General features: G+C 63.9%; 18 protein-coding genes. 12 read left to right on the forward strand and 6 right to left on the reverse strand.

Going from position 1 to position 18,794, the window contains the following annotated elements:
- Positions 1 to 55: 55 nt before the first annotated feature.
- Together CGLY_RS00890 and CGLY_RS00895 are read left to right on the forward strand one after the other, a co-directional pair.
- The gene (locus tag CGLY_RS00890) at positions 56 to 1,813 is read left to right on the forward strand and encodes an ABC transporter ATP-binding protein (protein ID WP_038545269.1); all 1,758 of its coding nucleotides are present in this window, start codon (positions 56 to 58) and stop codon (positions 1,811 to 1,813) included.
- Positions 1,810 to 3,648, forward strand: coding sequence for an ABC transporter ATP-binding protein (locus CGLY_RS00895; protein ID WP_038545273.1), 1,839 nt, complete (start codon positions 1,810 to 1,812; stop codon positions 3,646 to 3,648). Before CGLY_RS00890 ends, CGLY_RS00895 begins: the two co-directional genes overlap by 4 nt.
- A 4-nt stretch (positions 3,649 to 3,652) precedes the next feature.
- On the opposite strand, the gene CGLY_RS00900 is transcribed toward CGLY_RS00895, so the two are convergent.
- Positions 3,653 to 3,970 carry a hypothetical protein gene (locus CGLY_RS00900; protein WP_052539410.1) on the reverse strand — a complete coding sequence of 106 codons (318 nt, stop codon included), beginning with the start codon at positions 3,968 to 3,970 and terminating at the stop codon, positions 3,653 to 3,655.
- Between the two features lie 163 nt (positions 3,971 to 4,133).
- On the opposite strand from CGLY_RS00900, the gene CGLY_RS00905 reads away from it, so the two are divergent.
- The 3 genes from CGLY_RS00905 to CGLY_RS00915 all read left to right on the forward strand — a co-directional run bounded on the left by CGLY_RS00905 (position 4,134) and on the right by CGLY_RS00915 (position 7,384).
- Positions 4,134 to 4,598: an SRPBCC family protein gene (locus tag CGLY_RS00905; RefSeq protein ID WP_038545276.1), complete on the forward strand. Its 465-nt coding sequence runs from the start codon at positions 4,134 to 4,136 to the stop codon at positions 4,596 to 4,598.
- 89 nt (positions 4,599 to 4,687) lie between these two features.
- Complete coding sequence (locus CGLY_RS00910; protein ID WP_038545279.1) at positions 4,688 to 5,569, forward strand: AraC family transcriptional regulator; 882 nt, start codon at positions 4,688 to 4,690, stop codon at positions 5,567 to 5,569.
- Between the two features lie 165 nt (positions 5,570 to 5,734).
- Positions 5,735 to 7,384 carry an ABC-F family ATP-binding cassette domain-containing protein gene (locus tag CGLY_RS00915; protein WP_038545281.1) on the forward strand — a complete coding sequence of 550 codons (1,650 nt, stop codon included), beginning with the start codon at positions 5,735 to 5,737 and terminating at the stop codon, positions 7,382 to 7,384.
- A gap of 1 nt (position 7,385) precedes the next feature.
- Here CGLY_RS00915 and CGLY_RS00920 read toward each other — a convergent pair whose 3' ends face one another.
- The gene (locus tag CGLY_RS00920; protein ID WP_144313611.1) at positions 7,386 to 7,997 is read right to left on the reverse strand and encodes a hypothetical protein; all 612 of its coding nucleotides are present in this window, start codon (positions 7,995 to 7,997) and stop codon (positions 7,386 to 7,388) included.
- A gap of 15 nt (positions 7,998 to 8,012) precedes the next feature.
- A complete protein-coding gene (locus CGLY_RS00925; RefSeq protein WP_038545287.1) occupies positions 8,013 to 8,639 on the reverse strand; it encodes a hypothetical protein in 627 nt (208 codons plus the stop codon).
- 178 nt (positions 8,640 to 8,817) lie between these two features.
- Between CGLY_RS00925 and CGLY_RS00930 the strand changes: the two genes are divergently transcribed.
- Positions 8,818 to 9,159 carry a hypothetical protein gene (locus tag CGLY_RS00930; protein ID WP_038545291.1) on the forward strand — a complete coding sequence of 114 codons (342 nt, stop codon included), beginning with the start codon at positions 8,818 to 8,820 and terminating at the stop codon, positions 9,157 to 9,159.
- Here the strand turns inward: CGLY_RS00930 and CGLY_RS00935 are convergent.
- Both CGLY_RS00935 and CGLY_RS00940 read right to left on the reverse strand, forming a co-directional pair.
- Positions 9,141 to 9,827, reverse strand: coding sequence for a response regulator transcription factor (locus CGLY_RS00935; RefSeq protein WP_038545294.1), 687 nt, complete (start codon positions 9,825 to 9,827; stop codon positions 9,141 to 9,143). The genes CGLY_RS00930 and CGLY_RS00935 overlap by 19 nt on opposite strands.
- Positions 9,820 to 11,058, reverse strand: coding sequence for a sensor histidine kinase (locus CGLY_RS00940; protein WP_052539412.1), 1,239 nt, complete (start codon positions 11,056 to 11,058; stop codon positions 9,820 to 9,822). The genes CGLY_RS00935 and CGLY_RS00940 overlap by 8 nt, the downstream gene beginning before the upstream one ends.
- 110 nt (positions 11,059 to 11,168) lie before the next feature.
- Here CGLY_RS00940 and CGLY_RS00945 point away from each other — a divergent pair, with 110 nt between their 5' ends.
- The 3 genes from CGLY_RS00945 to CGLY_RS00955 are packed head-to-tail and all read left to right on the forward strand — an operon-like array spanning position 11,169 to position 14,458.
- The gene (locus CGLY_RS00945; protein ID WP_052539414.1) at positions 11,169 to 11,936 is read left to right on the forward strand and encodes an ABC transporter ATP-binding protein; all 768 of its coding nucleotides are present in this window, start codon (positions 11,169 to 11,171) and stop codon (positions 11,934 to 11,936) included.
- Complete coding sequence (locus CGLY_RS00950; protein WP_038545297.1) at positions 11,933 to 13,891, forward strand: FtsX-like permease family protein; 1,959 nt, start codon at positions 11,933 to 11,935, stop codon at positions 13,889 to 13,891. The genes CGLY_RS00945 and CGLY_RS00950 overlap by 4 nt, the downstream gene beginning before the upstream one ends.
- A 9-nt stretch (positions 13,892 to 13,900) precedes the next feature.
- Positions 13,901 to 14,458 (forward strand): cysteine hydrolase family protein, encoded by a 558-nt coding sequence (locus tag CGLY_RS00955; protein WP_038545300.1) that lies wholly within the window; start codon positions 13,901 to 13,903, stop codon positions 14,456 to 14,458.
- A 25-nt stretch (positions 14,459 to 14,483) separates the two neighbouring features.
- Here CGLY_RS00955 and CGLY_RS00960 read toward each other — a convergent pair whose 3' ends face one another.
- Positions 14,484 to 15,710 carry a DUF418 domain-containing protein gene (locus CGLY_RS00960; RefSeq protein WP_227590462.1) on the reverse strand — a complete coding sequence of 409 codons (1,227 nt, stop codon included), beginning with the start codon at positions 15,708 to 15,710 and terminating at the stop codon, positions 14,484 to 14,486.
- 112 nt (positions 15,711 to 15,822) lie between these two features.
- Here CGLY_RS00960 and CGLY_RS00965 point away from each other — a divergent pair, with 112 nt between their 5' ends.
- The 3 genes from CGLY_RS00965 (at position 15,823) to exaC (ending at position 18,772) form a co-directional block, all read left to right on the forward strand.
- Entirely contained in the window at positions 15,823 to 16,584 is a 762-nt protein-coding gene (locus tag CGLY_RS00965; RefSeq protein ID WP_038545306.1) for a class I SAM-dependent methyltransferase, read from the forward strand.
- 52 nt (positions 16,585 to 16,636) lie between these two features.
- A complete protein-coding gene (locus CGLY_RS00970; protein ID WP_227590324.1) occupies positions 16,637 to 17,113 on the forward strand; it encodes a DoxX family protein in 477 nt (158 codons plus the stop codon).
- A 117-nt stretch (positions 17,114 to 17,230) separates the two neighbouring features.
- The gene (gene exaC, locus CGLY_RS00975) at positions 17,231 to 18,772 is read left to right on the forward strand and encodes an acetaldehyde dehydrogenase ExaC (RefSeq protein ID WP_038545312.1); all 1,542 of its coding nucleotides are present in this window, start codon (positions 17,231 to 17,233) and stop codon (positions 18,770 to 18,772) included.
- The last annotated feature ends 22 nt before the right edge of the window (positions 18,773 to 18,794 follow it).

An 18,794-nucleotide genomic window follows, 5' to 3' on the forward strand; every position in this document is an offset into this window, starting at 1 on the left:
TCTCTGAGGGCATGCTTCCTGGCAGGTCAACCATATAATCGCCTACACTGTCCGGGTGCAATTACTCCGGCTCGTGGGCAGATACGCCCGACAGTATCCGGGGCTGCTGGTGGCAGTCCTCATCCTCCAGACCGTCTCCACCTTCGCGACGCTCTACCTTCCCCGACTCAACGCAGACATCATCGACAAGGGCGTGTCCCTCGGTGACATCGGCTATATCTGGTCGACCGGCGGCGTGATGATCGCCGTCGCTTTCGTCCAGGTCATCACCGCTGTCGCTGCGACGTGGTGCGCCGCGCGCCTGGCGATGTCGGTGGGCCGTGACATCCGCCGTGACGTGTACCGCAGCGTCGACCGGTTCAGCTCGCAGGACATGGGCACCTTCGGTGTGCCGACTCTGATCACCCGTGGCACCAATGACGTGCAGCAGGTGCAGATGGTGTTCGTCATGTTCCTCAGCTTCATGGTGACCATGCCGATCATGTGTATCGGCGGCATCGTCATGGCGTTGCGGGAGGACGCCGGCCTGTCGTGGTTGGTCTGGGTGTCCGTTGCCGTTCTACTGGTGATCGTCGGGCTGATGGTCGCCCGCCTGGTGCCGCTGTTCGGGTCGATGCAGGAGCGTATCGACACGATCAACGGTGTGATGCGTGAGCAGATTACCGGCATCCGTGTGATCCGTGCCTTCGTCCGGGAGAAGTTCGAGACCAAGCGTTTCGAGGATGCCAACCAGGCGGTCGCCTGGGTGTCCGAGCGTGTCGGACGGGTATTCGTGCTGATGGGCCCGGTGATCATGCTGGTACTGCACGCAGCGACGGCGGCGGTGCTGTGGTTTGGTGGCCACCGGGTGGCCGACGGCGCGATCGAGGTCGGTTCCCTCACCGCGTTCATGCAGTACCTGCTGCAGATTCTCGTGGCGGTGATGATGGGGTCCTTCATGGCCATGATGCTGCCGCGCGCGATCGTGTGTGCCGGACGTATCCAGGACGTTCTCGGCCATGAGCCGTCCATCATTGAGCCGGAGGCGGATCCGTCGGTGCAGACGGTGTCGCCGAGCGAGGTGCGTGGCGAGCTGGAGTTCCGCGACGTGTCCTTCACCTACCCGGGTGCGGACGCCCCGGTGCTCACCGACATCAGTTTCACCGTGCGTCCGGGGGAGACCACTGCGGTGATCGGTGCGACCGGTTCGGGCAAGACCACGCTGGTCAACCTCATCCCCCGGTTGTTCGCACCCACCGCGGGTGAGGTGGTCGTGGACGGTGTGCCGGTCTCGTCGATGCCGCGCACGGACCTGGCCCGGTATGTCGGGTTGGTGCCGCAGAAGGCGTACCTGTTCTCCGGGACGGTGGCGTCCAACCTGCGTTTCGGACGTACCGACGCCACCGATGACGAGCTGTGGGAGGCGCTGCGCGTCGCCCAGGCTGACGGGTTCGTCCGCAGTCGCGGTGACGGCGAGGCGGCAGGGTTGGCCTCACCGATCGCGCAGGGCGGCACGGATGTGTCCGGTGGTCAGCGCCAGCGGTTGTGTATCGCCCGTGCCCTGGTGGCGGCGCCGAAGGTGTATGTCTTCGACGATTCTTTCTCGGCACTGGACGTGCGCACCGATGCTGCGCTGCGCTCGGCGCTGCACCCGATGACCCGCGATGCGGCGGTCGTGACGGTGGCTCAGCGGGTGTCGACGGTGCGTGAAGCCGACCAGATCCTGGTGTTGGAGAAGGGGCGCATCGTCGCCCGGGGAACCCATGATGAGCTGCTGGGGTCGAGTACGACCTACCGGGAGATCGTCGAGTCGCAGATGGAGGCGCAGCGATGAGTGACACAGAAGTGGCTGACCGGGGCGCGGAGTCCGCACCGCGCTCGGCGAAGGCGTTCTGGCCGTCCGCCCTCCGGATGGTGGCGCTCATGGCTCCGCGCAAGATCGCACTGACGTGGGTTTTTGTCCTGTTGGTGGTCTGTGTGGTGCTGACCGTCTACGCACCGAAGGTGCTCGGTGACGCAGTTGATGTGATCTACAACGGTGTGCTCTCGGTGTGGAACAACGAGCCGGGGGCCGGTATCGACTTCACCGAACTCGGACGGTTGATCGGTCTTGTGCTGGGCATGTACCTCGTTGCCGGGGTGTTCAACTGGGCGCAGGGATACATTCTCAACAAGATCGTCGTTGCGGTGATCGTGGAGCTGCGTACCGATGTGGAGCGCAAGGTCCACCGGTTGCCGCTGAGCTTCTACGACTCCCGGCAGACCGGTGACCTGCTGTCGCGCACGACCAATGACGTCGACAATGTCCAGCAGGCACTCCAGCAGGCGCTCAGCCAGTTCGCCTACTCGGCGATGATGATCATCGGTGTGACGGTGATGATGTTCCGGGTGTCGTGGCAGCTCGCGATCGTCGCGCTGCTGGCCCTGCCGCTGACCGCGATCGTGGTGGGTATCGTCGGCACCCGGGCGCAGAAGCAGTACGGTGCGCAGTGGGCCGGGACCGGCAAGGTCAACGGCCACGTCGAGGAGTCCTTCACGGGCCATGACCTGGTGGTGGCCTACGGCCGCCAGGACGAGATGTCGGTGACCTACGACGAGCGGAACGACGAGCTCTACGAGGCCAGCGCGAAGGCCCAGTTCCTGTCGGGCATGATGATGCCGCTGATGCAGTTCCTGAACTACCTCAGCTACGTGGTGATCGCCGTGTTCGGTGGTCTGCGGGTCGCGAACGGGCAGATGACCCTGGGCGCGGCGACGGCCTTCATCCAGTACTCCCGTGAGTTCAACCAGCCGCTCGGCGAGCTGGCCGGCATGATGACGATGGTGCAGTCCGGCGTCGCGTCCGCCGAGCGGGTCTTCGAACTCCTGGATGCCGAGGAGCAGGATCCTGATCCGGAGTCGACTGTGGAACCGGCCACCGGCGTGCGTCGCGGCCGGGTCGAGTTCCGTGACGTCGCCTTCAGCTATTCGCCGGAGACCCCGTTGATTGAGAATCTCGATCTCGAGGTCGAGCCGGGTCAGACCATCGCGATCGTGGGGCCCACCGGCGCGGGAAAGACCACGATGGTGAACCTGATCATGCGGTTCTACGAGGTCACCTCGGGCGCGATCCTCGTCGACGGGGTGGACACCCGGACGATGGGCCGGGCCGAGCTGCGGTCGCGCACCGGCATGGTGCTGCAGGACGCCGTCCTGTTCGACGGCACGATCCTGGAGAACATCCGTTACGGGCGTCTCGACGCCACCGATGACGAGGTCAAGGCGGCGGCGAAGGCCGCATACGTCGACCGGTTCGTCCACGCGTTGCCGGAGGGGTACGACACCGTCATCGACCAGGACGGTGGGTCGGTGTCCGCCGGTGAGCGTCAGCTGATCACGATTGCGCGTGCGTTCCTGGCGGAGCCGGAGATCCTGATCCTGGACGAGGCCACGTCGTCTGTGGATACCCGCACCGAGGTTCTGGTCCAGAAGGCGATGAATGCGATCCGTGCGCGACGCACCTCGTTCGTGATCGCGCACCGGTTGTCGACGATCCGCGACGCCGACCGCATCCTGGTGATGGTCGACGGGTCGATCGTGGAGCAGGGATCGCACGACGAGTTGCTGGAGGCCGACGGTGCCTATGCCGAGCTGTACCGGAGTCAGTTCGCCGCCGGCGGAGCGGTGTAGGCGGTCACCTGCTCGTGATGCTGGTTTCCCAGTAGTCCAGGTCGACGGTGTCCTCGGGTAAGGCGGCGACGACCTGCTCGTGCAGGCGTCGCCCCTCCTCCTCGTGGGCGCGGGCCATGTCGCTGGAGGGCCAGCCGGTCTCCCAGCTGAAATGGTCATTGAACTGACGTGACCACTGGCGGATCTTCTGCGACAGTTCTTCCGGGAGATAGGGGAGAGGCGGGTCCTCTTCCGCGCAGAGGTAGGGATGTTCGCTTGTCGTGGCCCAGACGTTCCAGAACGGCCAGTCGACGGTGTATTCGTTCATCATCTTGTAGTGCATCGCGGGTGTTCTCCTGTCATCAGATTCCGTGTAGCTGTGCTTCAGCCCTACCGTCCTGCAGTGGGTGGCACAACCCGGCATGTTGTGGCACGAAGCCCCGGATTGTGTCACCCACACCAGGACTCTGGTAGCAGGTGTGGGCGGGAGAGCTACGCTGAGACCCATGGCCTATGAGATCAGCGACTCCGTCACCGTCCACGCCGCCCCGTCGAAGGTCTTCGACCTCGTCAGTGACGTCACGCGCACAGGGGAGTGGAGCGCCCAGTGCTACCGCGCGGAATGGGACTCGGATGACAGAGGTGAAGGGGCGACGTTCACCGGGCACAACCGCAGAGGGGAGCGGGAGTGGTCGACGGTTTCCGAGGTTGTCTCCGCCCGTCCGGGGCAGGAGTTCTCCTGGCGGGTCACCTCCAGCGGAACACGGTGGGGCTTCCGGATGGAACCGGTGAACCGCCGGGAAGATGCCACGGTGCTCACGGAATTCACTGCTTTCACAGAGGAGGGTGAGGCGTACTTCCAGCAGAAGTTCGGTGATGACGCCCCTGCCCAGGAAGCGGATCGTCGCGACGCCGCCACTTACGGGATCACCGAGACCCTGCAGAGTATCAAGGAGATCCTCGAGGGGTGACCTCGGTCCACATCTGACCACAACGGTCCGCAGAAGTCGGGCGCCGACTGGTCCCCGAGCGGCAGCATGAGAGTCGAAGGAGGTCAACCGTGATCAATGACCTGAACCGGCTCGTCGACTACGTCGAAGGAAACTTGTGTGGGGATGTCGACATCACCGTCGTCGCCCGTTCGTCCGGTGTCACCGGGTACCACCTGCGGCGCATGTTTTCGTCGCTGGCCGGGATGCCGTTGTCGGAGTACGTTCGTCGGCGTCGCATGACGGTTGCCGCAGGTGACGTCCTCGGTGGTGATGATCTGCTGTCGATCGCCGTGCGGTACGGCTACGGTTCGGCGGAAGCATTCGGGAGAGCGTTCCGCGCTGTCCACGGCATCGGCCCTACCGAGGTACGTCGCACGGGAGGCCCCCTTCGCACACAACAGCAACTCAGGTTCCGCCTGACCGTCGAAGGGAGCAGTCGTATGGACGCCCGAATAATCAACCGACCCACCATCCGTCTCGTGGGGCATGCCACGCGGGTCCCGCTGATCTACGAAGGTGTGAATCCGCACATCGCGGAGTTCACGGAGTCACTGTCGGCAGAGGCGCACAGTCGTCTCCATGCACTCGGTGACACCCATGAAGAGGGGCCCACCGGCCTTCTCGCTGTCAACGACGACGTCGCACCGGATTCGGCCGAAGGAACGGAACTGACGTACATGCATGGCGTGGCCGTCACCGGAGACGCGGCCCTGCCGGACGATCTGGACGTCATCACGGTGCCTGCGGGGGACTGGGTGGTGTTCCGTTCTTCTGGAGCGTTCCCCGAGTCGCTGCAGACGATGTGGGCCGCGACCGCAACGGACTGGTTCCCCTCGAACCCGTGGCAACTGCGCCCGGGGCCGTCCCTGGTGTCGACGCTCGAGCACGACGAGGATTTCACTACCGCAACCTGCGAACTCTGGTTCCCGGTGGAGCCACATAACGTCTGATCGTCGTGATGAACCGGTGGTCGGGGACGCCCAGTCTCTTGCGGGTGGTCGTCGCCGCTGCTAGGTTCAGGGTCATGCGGAAGTAGAACCCCTGAATCGTCCTGCGCCTGAGGCGTTGCCATCTGCCCGGTGGGACACACCTTTTCTCCACTCAGGGAGTTCCTCATGTTTACGCAGTCCCCCACGCCGTCCGTGTCCCCGCTTCGTGTCGACGGCCTGTCCGTCCAGATCGCCGGAACCCGGATCCTCACCGATATCTCATTCACTGTGTCGCCCGGTCAACGCGTCGGCCTGATCGGTGAAAACGGTTCGGGGAAATCCACCGTGCTGCACGCGATTCACGGCTCCCTGCCACCCGGGGCGACGACTACCGGGACAGTGGATGTCGGGCGCTCCCGTGTCGGACTGCTGCACCAGCAGGCTCCTTTCCAGGATGAGGAAAATGTCCACGATGCCCTGGAGACCGCCGTCGCAGCTGAGAGACAGGCCGCGATCGACCTGGAACACGCAGCGGATCCCTATGATGCGGATGCTTACGCGGCTGCCCTGGATGTCGCTGAACGTCTCGACGTGTGGGAGACAGACGCCCGAATCTCGACGACCCTCGCCGGCCTTGGCCTGGCCGCAGTGCCGCAGGAACGCCGTACCGGGGAGCTGTCCGGCGGCCAGCGTGCCCGCCTGTCGTTGGCATGGTTGCTGCTGAACCGTCCGGACATCCTGCTGCTCGATGAACCGACGAACCACCTTGACGATGCTGCAACACAGTACCTGGCCAGTGTTCTGAACGCCTGGAAAGGTCCAGTGCTGTTCGCTAGCCACGACCGGGCATTTCTCGACCGTGCCGCGTCCTCGTTGATCGACCTGGACCCGGCACCCTCACAGGTCGGTGTGGACGGCGGCGTCACCCGGTACACAGGTAACTACACCGACTACCTGGCTGCCCGACAGGATCTCCGGGCGCGGTGGGAACGCCAGTACCGCGATGAACAGGCCGAGCTGAAGCGACTGCGTGCCGGGGTGCGGGACAACCACCAGGTCGGACACGTGAACTTCAAACCCCGGACCGAAACGCGCATGGCGCAGAAGTTCTACGGTGACCGGAATGCGAAGGTTGTGTCACGCCGGGTCAACGATTCACGCTCGAGGCTGGAGAAGCTGGAGGAGTCGCAGGTCCGCAAGCCGCCGGAGGAGCTGACGTTCACCGGGCTCACGGCGGCGGGACGCAAGAACACCGACGGGCAGACAGGGCCCGTACTTGTTGCCTCGGAGGTGGCTGTCGCTGGTCGTCTGGCGCAGACCTCCCTCACGGTCAACGGTGATGAGAAGTTACTGGTGACCGGTCCCAACGGCTCCGGTAAATCGACGTTGCTGGAGGTGCTGGCAGGGGTGCTGACCCCGTCCTCGGGGACGGTGACTGTGGCAGGGGTGAGCGTGGGCCACCTGACACAGGAGGTGGAACTGCCTGATCCTGCCGGGCGAGGCCCGGACAGGACGGTGGAGCGCGTCTACCGTGATTTGCTCGGCGACGATCTTGCGGAGACGGTGCCGTTGTCGACCTTCGGATTGATTCATCCGAGGGACGAATCCCGACCGCTCGGTGAGCTCAGTCTGGGACAGCAGCGCCGCGTCGCGCTGGCGGTGCTCCTCGCCGCACCGCCGGATGTCCTGCTGTTGGACGAGCCCGACAATCACCTGTCGTTGTCCCTGGTCAACGCCTTGGAGGAAGCGATCCCGGCCTACCCGGGTGCCGTGGTTGTCGCCTCCCATGACATGTGGCTCCGACAGCGGTGGAGCGGGGAGCGGTTGGAGTTGTAGCTCAGCCGATCGGCGGGAAGTTCGGCTCTGGGACCCAGTCAGGACGGGGTGTCCAGAATCTGGTGACGTGTTGAACTGCAACGAAGAAGTCGCCTCCGGCCTTGCCACCGAAGCCGTACTCATCTTCGGTTTCTACCGTGGCCCGGTAGCCGCCGACCGTGAGCTCGGACTGTGGGCCCAGAGGTTCAGCGTCAGAATCGGTGAACTTCTTCTGGAGCTGCGGATCCGCCAGTGCGGCACTCGGAGTGAACATGTTGTCCCGGTACTCGATGCCTGATGTGGGCTCGCCGTCCTCATCTTTCATCGGCTCGTCCAGCGTGAGCAGGCAGGTGAAGTCAGATCCGACCTCGTCATTGAGCGCACCGTCGATGGAGCAGACCCCACCGTCGGGAAGTGTGAACATGTAGCCGCCGTCGTCGACGGCATAGTGTTCCGGGTCCTCTGTCGTCGGGGACGCAGGCGGTTGAGACGCGGTGGCGGATTCGGAGGCCGATGCTCCGAGCGCCTCCGGAGCCGCGGACGACTCTTCGGCCTCGCCATTCCCGCCACATGCGCTCAGAGCGCCGACAGTACCGATCACCATCAGACTGACACCGACTCTTGCGGGGCTCATCAGCTTCATTTTCCTTCACTCTCCTTGTGGAAGTTCAGGTTCGGGGACCCAGCTTGGACGGGGCGTCCAGAATGGGCTGACTTTTTGCTCGGCGACGAAGAAGCTCGCGTAACTGTTGTCCTTCATGATGGCGGTTTCAGCGGTGCCCTCCGCAACAACTTCGAACCCACCGACAGCAATTCGTGATGCAGGTTCCAGACGTTCGGCCTCCGCCCCTGCATCGGTGAATGCTGACTGGAGGTCCTCGTCGGCGAGCGCCTGGCTCGGTATGAACATGTCGTCCCGAAACTCCAGGCCCTGCGTGGGGTTTCCGTCCTCGGTTTTCATCGGTTCGTCCAGCCTGAGCAGGCAGGCGAAGTCGGATCCGACCCGGTCGTTGAGTTCACTGTCGATGGAGCAGGTCCCACCGTCGGGAAGAGTGAATATGTATCCGCCGTTGTCGACAGCGAAAGGCTCGGCTTCAGCGATCCCGCGGCCTGGGTCGTCGTAAAGGTCCGCCGGCTCCGCAGTGTCGGAGGACACGGACGTGGTCGCGGGATTCGCCGCCGACGGGTCGGCATCCCCCTCACTACCGCATGCGCTCAGCATCAGTGCTGCACCGGTGACCAGCGCCAGTCCAGTAGATTTTCTTCCGACTTTCACAGGGCACTCTCCAGTGTCGTGGAATTACGCAGGGTAAGTTTCCTTAGCAACACTACTCCTGATCGTAGGGCTACCCCCACCAACAAAAGACTGTTCCAGTGGATGGAGACTCGTGGTCAGGCACGATGAACTGTGAAGTATGAAGAAAACACTTTGCAAAGCTTTCATTCTCGTTCCCATGATCGGCACTCTCGCCCTGGTGGGCTGTGGGACGTCCGAACACTCTGAGCAGGAGTCATTCAGTTTCACGGGGTCAGAACTCTGGGTAAGCCACGGAAACAAGAACCAGCCCGTCAATGTCGTCGAATCGACGGAGTCGGAAGGTGAAGTCACCGTCGGCGTCAGCAGTCGGACGTTGGGGCAGAAACCGGAGACGCCGGCATGGTCACTCTCCGATGATGTGCTGACTCTGGACACTCCCTGCGGCGGGAGTGTCATCGGCTACTGCGAGGCTAACTGGTCGATCACCGTGCCCGATGGTGTCGAGGTCATGGTCGACGGTCAGCGAACAGCTCCCTGAAGGTAGGCGAGAACCGCAGCGACGCGGCGGTTCCGACCGTCGTCCGGCGGAAGATCCAGTTTCATCAGGATGTTGCCGATATGTTTGACGACAGCGGCGTCCGAAATAAACAGACGCTGCGCGATCGAGGCATTGGAGTGCCCCTCCGCCATCACGCTGAGGACCTCGCGTTCCCGGGGGGTCAGCCGTCCCAGTGGGTCCTGTCGGCGATTGATCAACTGGCTGATCACGGCCGGGTCGACGGCCGTGCCTCCCGCTGCGACACGGCGTACGGTGTCGGCGAACTCGGCGACGTCGCTGACCCGGTCTTTCAGAAGATATCCGATGCCTGCACCGCGGCTGCCACCTGGGCCGCCGGGGCTGTCCAGAAGCTCGGCGACGTAACTCTGTTCGATGTACTGGCTCAGCACGACGACCGGCAGGCCTGGCTGTTCCTCACGCAGCTGCACTGCCGCGGTAAGTCCTTCACACCGGAAGTCCGGTGGCATACGGACATCCGTGATGACGACGTCCGGCGAAAGCCGGCGGACTGTGCCAATGAGTTCTTCGGCATCGCCCACTACGTCGGCCACCATGAATCCGTTGCGCTCCAGCAGAATCTGGAGTCCCTCCCGCAGCAGGGTGTTATCTTCCGCCACGACGACCCGGCATGACGTGTTGTCAGTCATGTTCTTCTCCTTCTGTGGCGACGGTGACGGTGACGAGTGTCGGGCCACCCGGAGGTGAGTCGATGATGACGTCCCCGCCGAATGCGGCGGCACGGTCGGCGATGCCGTCGAGTCCACTGCCCTCGTGGCGCCGCGCTCCGGCTCCACCCGTTCCGTTGTCGTGAATGCTGACCTGGATGTGGTGTGCATCCGGACGGCTGAGCCTAATGACCGCTCTCGTGGCACCGCTGTGCTTGGCGACATTGGTCAGGAGTTCTGCGACACAGAAGTACAGGTTCGACTCCACATCCGTGGAGGGGCGTGGGCCGAGCTCGTCATCGGTGGCGACGGAGAGAGTGAGAGAGTCCGCGAGCTCTTTGACTGCGGCACCGAGGCCATGGTCGGTGAGTACCTGGGGATGGATGTTCCTCACGAAGCGCCGCATCGTCTCCAATGTTCTGCCTGCCTGCTCTCGTGCGCGCAGGACGTCCTCGCGTCCTGGCGCGTCCGGCGGCATCTCATCCAGCGCGAGCCCGAGGGCCATGCTCACGGACATGAGTTGCGGTTGCACCCCGTCGTGAAGGTCTCGCTCGATACGCCGGCGTTCGACGTCGAAGGCACGTACCAGTCGTGAACGTGACCTGCTGGTGGTGGAGAGGTCGCGGTGTAGGCGTTGTTCGGGCCGGGTCAGGATCTGGACGGCAAAGGAGGCGTGCATGCGGGCGACCCGGGGAGCGACTATGCCGAGTGCGGCGAACAGTACCAGCGCCAGCCCGGCGGACGTCAGCGATTGGGGGATCGTGGTGATCGTGAAGGGGCCGATGACCGCCTGGTCTCCGACACCGACGAGAAGCGGAGTCACCAGAGCCACGCCCGCCCCCACCACGAGTAATGAGACCAGGACGGCAGCTGCCCCGCCGAGGGTGAGCATCACAGCGGTATAGGCCAATGGTCGGACCAGCGTCCTCGGCTCCGTGACACGGGGTGCAGGGCCATCGTCACCGGGACGGTCCAGGAGCGTGTTGGCTCCCGCCCAGTCGGTGCGGGTGAGTACAAGTGCGACGAGGGGTAACCCGCCTCCGAGGAACGCCAGTCCCGCCACGAGAAGCAGCCCCGTCCCCGCTGCGTTCCACTGTGAATCCGAGAGGCCGAACCCGAGAGGAAGCAGAAGGACGCAGACGACGGTCATCGCGACGAGAGTGCGCACGCAGACAGCGGCCATGTAGAAGGAGCCGCGCCATCGTCCGGTCATTCTCTCATCGTATCGGCGGTGATGACGGCAACGGAGTATGGCCAGCCCTACCATTAACCGGCTGTCACACCCCACTGTGCCGACGTCCTCGGACTGGTGGTCTGGAGTACATGGACGCATACACTCCTCCGGTTTCCACCGACACCATGCTCAACATCCGAGGTATCACCCGCACCTACCAGTCTGGAGCGACCACACTCACAGCGCTTGACAGAGTGACGCTCAGTTGCCGGCGCGGCTCGTGGACAGCCGTCATGGGGCCGTCTGGATCCGGGAAATCCACCCTTCTGAACTGCGCGGCCGGCCTTGACCGTCCGGATACGGGGCAGGTGTTCCTCGACGGACAGGACATTGCTTCGTTTGGGGAGGACGCGCTGACCACCATGCGACGCACCGATATCGGCTTCATCTTCCAGAGGTTCAATCTGGTGGCCGCGTTGACGGCAGAGCAGAACGTGTCGCTTCCGTTGCGCCTGGCTGGCGGTGCCCGGGCACGCTCCGCAGGGTCTGTCACGGCCGAAACCCTTGACATTCTCGGGCTCGGAGACCACCTGCACCATAAACCACGTGAGCTCTCCGGCGGGCAGCAGCAGCGGGTGGCGGTCGCCCGCGCGCTCGCGACACGTCCGAGAATCCTCTTCGCTGATGAACCGACGGGAGCACTGGACAGCGCTTCGGCGAGAACGGTGCTGCAGCTGCTCAGGCAACTCGTGGACCGACAGGCACAGACGATCATGATGGTCACGCACGACCCACAGGCCGCCGCGCAGGCGGACCACGTCACCTTCCTTCGCGACGGCCGAATCATCACCACCTTGAGCGGTGCCGATGCCGGCCAGATCGCTGCAACACTCGCCGAACTGGAGACGGAACGATGATCGGGCTCGCGGCACGGACATTCGCCGACCGCTGGCAGTTGTTCATCGGGACGGTGCTGGCGGTGACGATCGGTGTGGCAATCATCCACGCCGGTATGACCATCATTCTCGGAGTCGAAAGTGCCGCTGCCCCGGGGACCATGCCACCCGAGCAGATGGAGGATTTTCATCAGGCGGCAGAGGGCGCCAGCACACTGACCGGGATGACTGTGATGCTCGGCGCGTTTCTGACAGTCTTCGTCGTCGGATCAACGGTGACCTTCGCCATTGACCAACGTCGGGGGGACCTTGCCCTGCTCAGGCTTGGAGGTGTCACTGGGCGGCAGATACGGCGGCTCCTCCTGGTTGAGGCGCTGCTCACCGCAGTGCCGGGAGCCGTCCTCGGAGCGGTTGTCGGAATCGGGTTGACCGTGGTGCAGAGCAAGATCCTCGCAGGTCTAGGTGCTTTCCCAGAGGGGCTGGATACCCCGATGCGGCCTGCTGTGCTGGCGCTCGATATGGCTGCCGCAGTCACGGTGTGTCTGGTGGGAGCGTGGGGTGCTGCGCGCCGGGCAACACGGATCAGTCCACTGGACGCCCTCCGTCGTAGTCCCGCCGACCAGCGGGTGATGACCGTCAGACGGTGGATGGTTGCGTTGCTCGCCGCTGTGGTGACGGCTGTTCAAGTTGCTTTCTCCGTGGTAGCTGGTGGGGTCTTGATCCCGCTGCTCCTGGGGCTGGGGATCGTCGTGACCGCGTCTGTCGCGATGAGTCAGCTGGCGCCGTTGCTCGTGCCGGCGGTGGCACGGATACTTCTCCTGGCACCGGGGTTGAGGCAGTCGGTGATTGCCGGACTCTCTGTCGCGAACCTTCGCGATGCGGTCCGCCGTACAGCGTCCTGCGCCGCTCCGATGATTGTGCTGGTCAGTCTTGTCATGGGGCTCCAGGGCATCCTGGACACACAGACGGAGGCTGCGGAAACGGAGGCCTCCCGGCTCCTTGACGCAGATCTCGTGGGGACCGTGACCGGCGGCGACGGTCGTCGAGACGTCGTCGACGAGGTGAGGGACATCGAGGGAGTTTCACTGGCCGCCCCGGAGACAGTGGTCCCGCTCAACGTCCAGTTGACCAACGGTGGTGTCGCGACGAATGGTCCCGGAACCGTTGTTGCCGTCGATCCGGATGCTTTCCGGGAAACCCACCGGCAGAGTCCCGACACCGGCGACGTCGCTGACTTCGGCCCCGACAGTGTGGTGCTCGGACCGGGCCTGGAGGGAATCGCCGTCCGTGGACATCCGGACCAGATCACCGTCGACATTGCCGGCGAGCCCGTCGTCCTGCGGGAGGCGGCACGTATGGCGGAGACGCTGGCGGGGAAAGATGGTTTCTACATCGACCGCACACTGTTGTCGCTCACAGAACCGGCACTCCTGGACAGGGAAACATCCCTGCTCATCCAGGTGGAGTCGGGTGCTGAGCGCGGGGAGGTCACCGCGGCGCTCGAACGTGCAGGGGTTTCTGATGTTCAGACACCTGCCGATCTGGCCTCTGAGGAGGGAAGCGCGTCAGATAGCGAGAACCGTGCGGTGATGCTCGCGATCGTGGGGCTCGGCAGCATCTACGCCCTGATCAGCGTTTTGAGCACTCTCGCGATATCGATCAGTCAGCGACGGTCGGAACTGGCGGCATTGAGACTGTCCGGATTCACCCGAGCGCAGGTCCAGGGTGTGACGGTGGTGGAGGCGTTGGCGGCGACGACGATCGGACTTTTCCTGGGTGCGGTCGCTGCCGTGTTGTCGTTGGTTGGTTTGTGGGGTGCGACTGCCCGGATATACGGGACGCCGGTGGTCGCGATCCCCTGGACACTGTTGGCAGGAATCACCGCGCTGGCGTTCGCCCTGACGGCGGTCACCGCGGTGGTGGCGACACGACGAGCTATCAAACCACCTCCGGTACAGGTGATCGGCGGGGACTAAACTGTGGATATGTCTTCATTCCAGGATCGTCCCAACACTGCGCTGCTGGTCATTGACCTGCAGAACCTTGTCGTCGACGGTGCGTTCCGTCGGGACGAGGTCGTCGGCACCGTAAAAGACCTGGTCGACCGAGCCCACGAGGAGAATGTCCCGGTGGTCTGGGTTCAGCACGAGGCCGAGCACCTCCTACCGAACACCCACGAGTGGGAATTCGTCCCTGAACTGCAGCAGGAAGACGGGGATCGTCTGGTCCCGAAGACCTACGGGGATGCCTTCGAGGGGACGATCCTGAACGAGGTTCTGGAGGATCTCGGCGTCGGGCATATCGTTGTCACCGGTGCCGAGACCGACGCTTGCATCCGCTCCACCATCCACGGCGGTTTCACCCGCGGCTACGACGTCACGCTCGTCGCCGACGCACACACCGCCGGCGACAAGACGGAGTGGGGGGCACCACCCGTTGAACAGGTGATTGACCACACGAACCTCTACTGGCAGTTTCAGGGTGGTGTCGGAAAGACCGCCGCCGTCGAGACTGCAGACCAGGTGTCGTTCGTGACAGGCTGACCGGCCGTGCGCCGGGAAGCTGAACCTAGACCGAGGTCTTTTCCGCCTGGGCGGGCTGCGTCGCTTCCGCTTCCGGCCTCTCTGACCTGCGGCGCTCCCAGGTCGATGCCACATGCATGGCCTGTTCCAGGGGGCCGCGTCGGAAGAAGCGTTTCCATATCATGCAGAACGCCAGGGAGATGCCCAGGTAGAAGACCAGTGGCAGAAGTGAGAGTCCCGGTTCGTCGTGGACATCGGGCAGCCAGTGGTTGATCGCCGCTGACACCAGCGCCTGGCCGACGTACACCGTGAATGCGCACGACCCCAGGGCGGCCAGCGGGAATGTCCACTGCCCGAGGAGATCACCGGCATACAGGCAGACCGCGACGAGAACCAGGCTGATACCGGTGTTGAGCAGCAGGTCCGGCGTAGATCCCGAATGTGCACCATTGAGCAGGAGTTCGCCGGCCGAGGAGGTTGTCCCCATCGAGGCGCTGTACATGCGCCATGCTCCGAAGACGCTGGTCTCCGTCGCGTCGGCGAGGTCGCGCAGAGGGAGACCCATGAACTGCATCATCATCGGCGTTATATCGAAGCGGGCGACCATGATCCAGCTGAAGATGCTTGAGGCCACGGCTGCGCCGGCACCGACGGACAACCACACGATGCGTTTCATGCCGTCGACACCGACGGTCATCACCCCCATGCCGAGCACGATGACCGGCAGCCAGGTCAGTGTCGGGTACATGCCGTCCAACAGCAGCGCACGAAGCGCCACACCCGCACCTTCCACCGAGGTGAGGTGGTCCAGGCGGGGGACGACGGCGAGTTCATCTCCGGTCATGGGGAAGACGTTCTGCCGCAGCCAGTAGGACAGTTGCGGCAGGACGAACATGCCCGCGGTGCCGAGGGCGACCAACGTCGGCCCGCTCAGGGAGACCAGGGTGGTGCAGAGCAGGAAGGATGCGCCGAGCGTCGCAAGGACGATGATCATGTCCGGCCCAGCGGAGGCGAGCAGTATGCCGATGACCAGGAGGATCAGGCCGCGGATGGCGATGCGCCGACGGATTCGCGACATCGGGACGCCGGTCGCGAGTCCACGGCTGGTCATCAGGGCCATGGATATGCCGGAGAGGAAGGCGAAGAGGATCGACGGCCAGCCCATCACCCAGGGTGCCCAGGACGCGGGGCCGAAGTGGTCGGCGGTCATGCCGATGATGGCGACAGCCCGCGCGACATCCAGTCCGATGATGCGTTTCTTCTGTGTGTTCATGGTGGTCACGGATTCCGAGAATGCCACCTGAGGATGCGGTGGTCGTCAGCCCCGGGTATGACTCCGGGACGATGACGGTATGATCCCGTGAGGTCCCGGTACCCTGAACCACATGAATGACAAGCGGGAGGCCCCGAGCAGCAACTGGTTCACCGGCGGTGCGGAGTATGCGACGTTCCGCCCGTCCTACCCCACGCAGGTGTCCGGGTTCCTCGCGGAGCACACGTCGGCGACTGGTGTGGCTGTAGACGTCGGTTGTGGAACGGGGCAACTCTCAACGCAGTTGGCCGACTACTTCGACCGTGTGCTGGCTTTCGATCCAAGTGAGTCACAGATCGCGTCGGCGACGGAGCATCCGAATGTCGCCTACGAGGTGGCCTCAGCGGAGGCGCTTCCGGTGCTGGACGCGGCCGCCGACCTGGTCACCGCCGCGCAGGCTGCGCACTGGTTCACACTGCCGGACTTCTACGCTGAGGCCCGCCGTATCGGGCGTCCAGGCGCGCTCATCGCCCTGGTGAGTTACGGGATCCTCCGGATCTCCGACCAGGACGTCCAGGAGCGTTTTGGACGGTTCTACTACGACGAGATCGGCCCGTACTGGGATCCGGAGCGTCGGTATGTCGATGAGGGGTACCGGACGATGCCGTTTCCGTTTGAGGAGCTGGACGCGCCGGAGCTCAGCATCGACGCTGACCTGGATCGTGAGGCGTTCCTGGGGTACATCGGGACGTGGTCGGCGGTGCGGAAGGCAGAACAGCAGGGCAGGTCGGACCTGTTTCAGAATTTCACGTCGGACATCGTGGACATCTGGGGCGACAATGGTCGTCCGCGCCAGGTGTCCTGGCCGGTGGCGGTGCGCGTCGGGCGGCTCTGACGTATGGTGAGCGCTGCGTCACACAGAGGTTGACACGTCAACTATCGCCTATATGGTGGACACGTCAACTACTCTCCTCAAGAAAGACCGCGAGGTTCTCTCTATGTCCACGACCGTCAGTAACGTCGTCATTCTCCTTGCCCGGATCGCTCTCGGTGTCACGCTCTTCGCCCACGGATGGCAGAAGTTCTTCACCGACGGTATCGATGCCACTGCCCAGGGATTCGACTCCATGGGCATTCCTGCGGCCACTGCGTCGGCGATCTTCGCCGCCGCTGTCGAGCTGGTCGGTGGTGTCCTGTTGATTATCGGTCTGTTGACCCCGTTGGTCGCGGTACTGGTTGTCGTCGACATGGCAGGGGCTTTCTGGTTCGCGCACCGTACCGCCGGGACGATCTTCGTCGGTGACGGTGGCTACGAGCTGGTCCTGGTCCTGGCTGCCGGGGCGGCGCTCGTTGGCGCCGTCGCTGGAGGACGGTACGGCGTGGATGGGGTGCTGCGTCGACGTCGTGGTGCCGCCGCCCGCTGAGTATTGTGATCGGTACAACACTATGAATAAATAGTGGTCGTTATCACGGTGAAAAAGGGTTACGTTGGTCGGTGGCACGACAAGCACCGACGAACCCTGCACGGGAGGCACCACGCCATGACCACCACAGCAACCGCTAGTAACGCCTACGCCGCCCCGGGAACCGAAGGTTCCCTCGTATCCTTCAAACCCCGTTACGAGAACTTCATCGGCGGACAGTGGGTGCCCCCGGTCGACGGGCAGTACATCGAGAACATCAGCCCGGTCGACGGCAAGGTCTTCACCGAGGTCGCCCGCTCACAGGCCGCGGACATCGACAAGGCGGTCGACGCTGCCCATGCCGCCGCACCCGCCTGGGGTAAGACCAGTGTTCAGGAACGCTCGCGGGTGCTGCTGAAGATCGCCGACGTGCTCGAGGAGAACCTCGAGATGCTGGCTGTCGCCGAGACCTGGGACAACGGCAAGTCCGTGCGCGAGACCCTCGCCGCGGACATGCCGTTGGCCGTCGACCACTTCCGCTACTATGCCGGAGCACTGCGCGCTCAGGAGGGCACGCTGTCGCAGATCGACGAGAACACTGTCGCCTACCACTTCCATGAGCCCCTCGGTGTGGTCGGTCAGATCATCCCGTGGAACTTCCCGATCCTCATGGCCGCGTGGAAGATCTGCCCGGCGCTCGCCGCCGGCAACGCCATCGTGCTCAAACCCGCCGAGCAGACCCCCGCATCGATCCTGCTGGTCGCCGAACTCATCGCCGATCTGCTGCCCGACGGGGTGCTCAACATCGTCAACGGGCTCGGTGAGGAAGCCGGTGCGGCACTGACCGCCAATGACCGGATCGCCAAGATCGCTTTCACCGGTTCCACCGAGGTCGGCAAGATCATCAACAAGTCGGTGGCCGACAAGCTCATCCCGGTCACCCTGGAGCTCGGCGGGAAGTCGCCTAATGTCTTCTTCGGCGACATCATGGACGCTGACGACTCTTTCCGGGAGAAGACCCTGGAGGGGTTGGCGATGTTCGCCCTGAACCAGGGGGAGGTGTGCACCTGCCCGTCGCGTGCGTTGATCCAAGAGGACATTGCCGACGAGTTCCTTGAGCTGGCTGTTGAGCGGGTCCGCTCGATCACGGCCGGCAATCCGTTGGATCCGGCGACGATGATCGGTGCGCAGGCGTCGCTGGAGCAGATGGACAAGATCACCGGTTACCTCAAGTCCGGTCCTGAGGAGGGCGCCGAGGTGCTCATCGGTGGTGGGGTGCGCACCGTTGAGGGTCTGGAGAACGGGCTGTACGTCGAGCCGACGATTCTCAAGGGTAACAATGCGATGCGGTGTTTCCAGGAGGAGATCTTCGGTCCGGTGCTGGCTGTGACCACGTTCAAGGACTTCGATGAGGCCATCGAGATCGCCAATGACACAGACTATGGTCTTGGTGCCGGTGTCTGGGCCCGCGACGGCCGCACCGCCTATCGGGCAGGTCGTGCTATCGAGTCGGGTCGGGTGTGGGTGAACAACTACCACTCCTACCCGGCGCATGCGGCGTTCGGTGGGTACAAGAAGTCCGGTATCGGCCGGGAGACTCACCTGATGATGTTGGACCACTACCAGCAGACGAAGAACCTGCTGTGGTCTTACGACGAGAACCCGAACGGCTTGTTCTGATCCGGTCCGGTCAGGGCGCGTA

It is taken from the genome of Corynebacterium glyciniphilum AJ 3170, assembly GCF_000626675.1.
GTDB classification, from domain to species: Bacteria; Actinomycetota; Actinomycetes; order Mycobacteriales; family Mycobacteriaceae; genus Corynebacterium; species Corynebacterium glyciniphilum.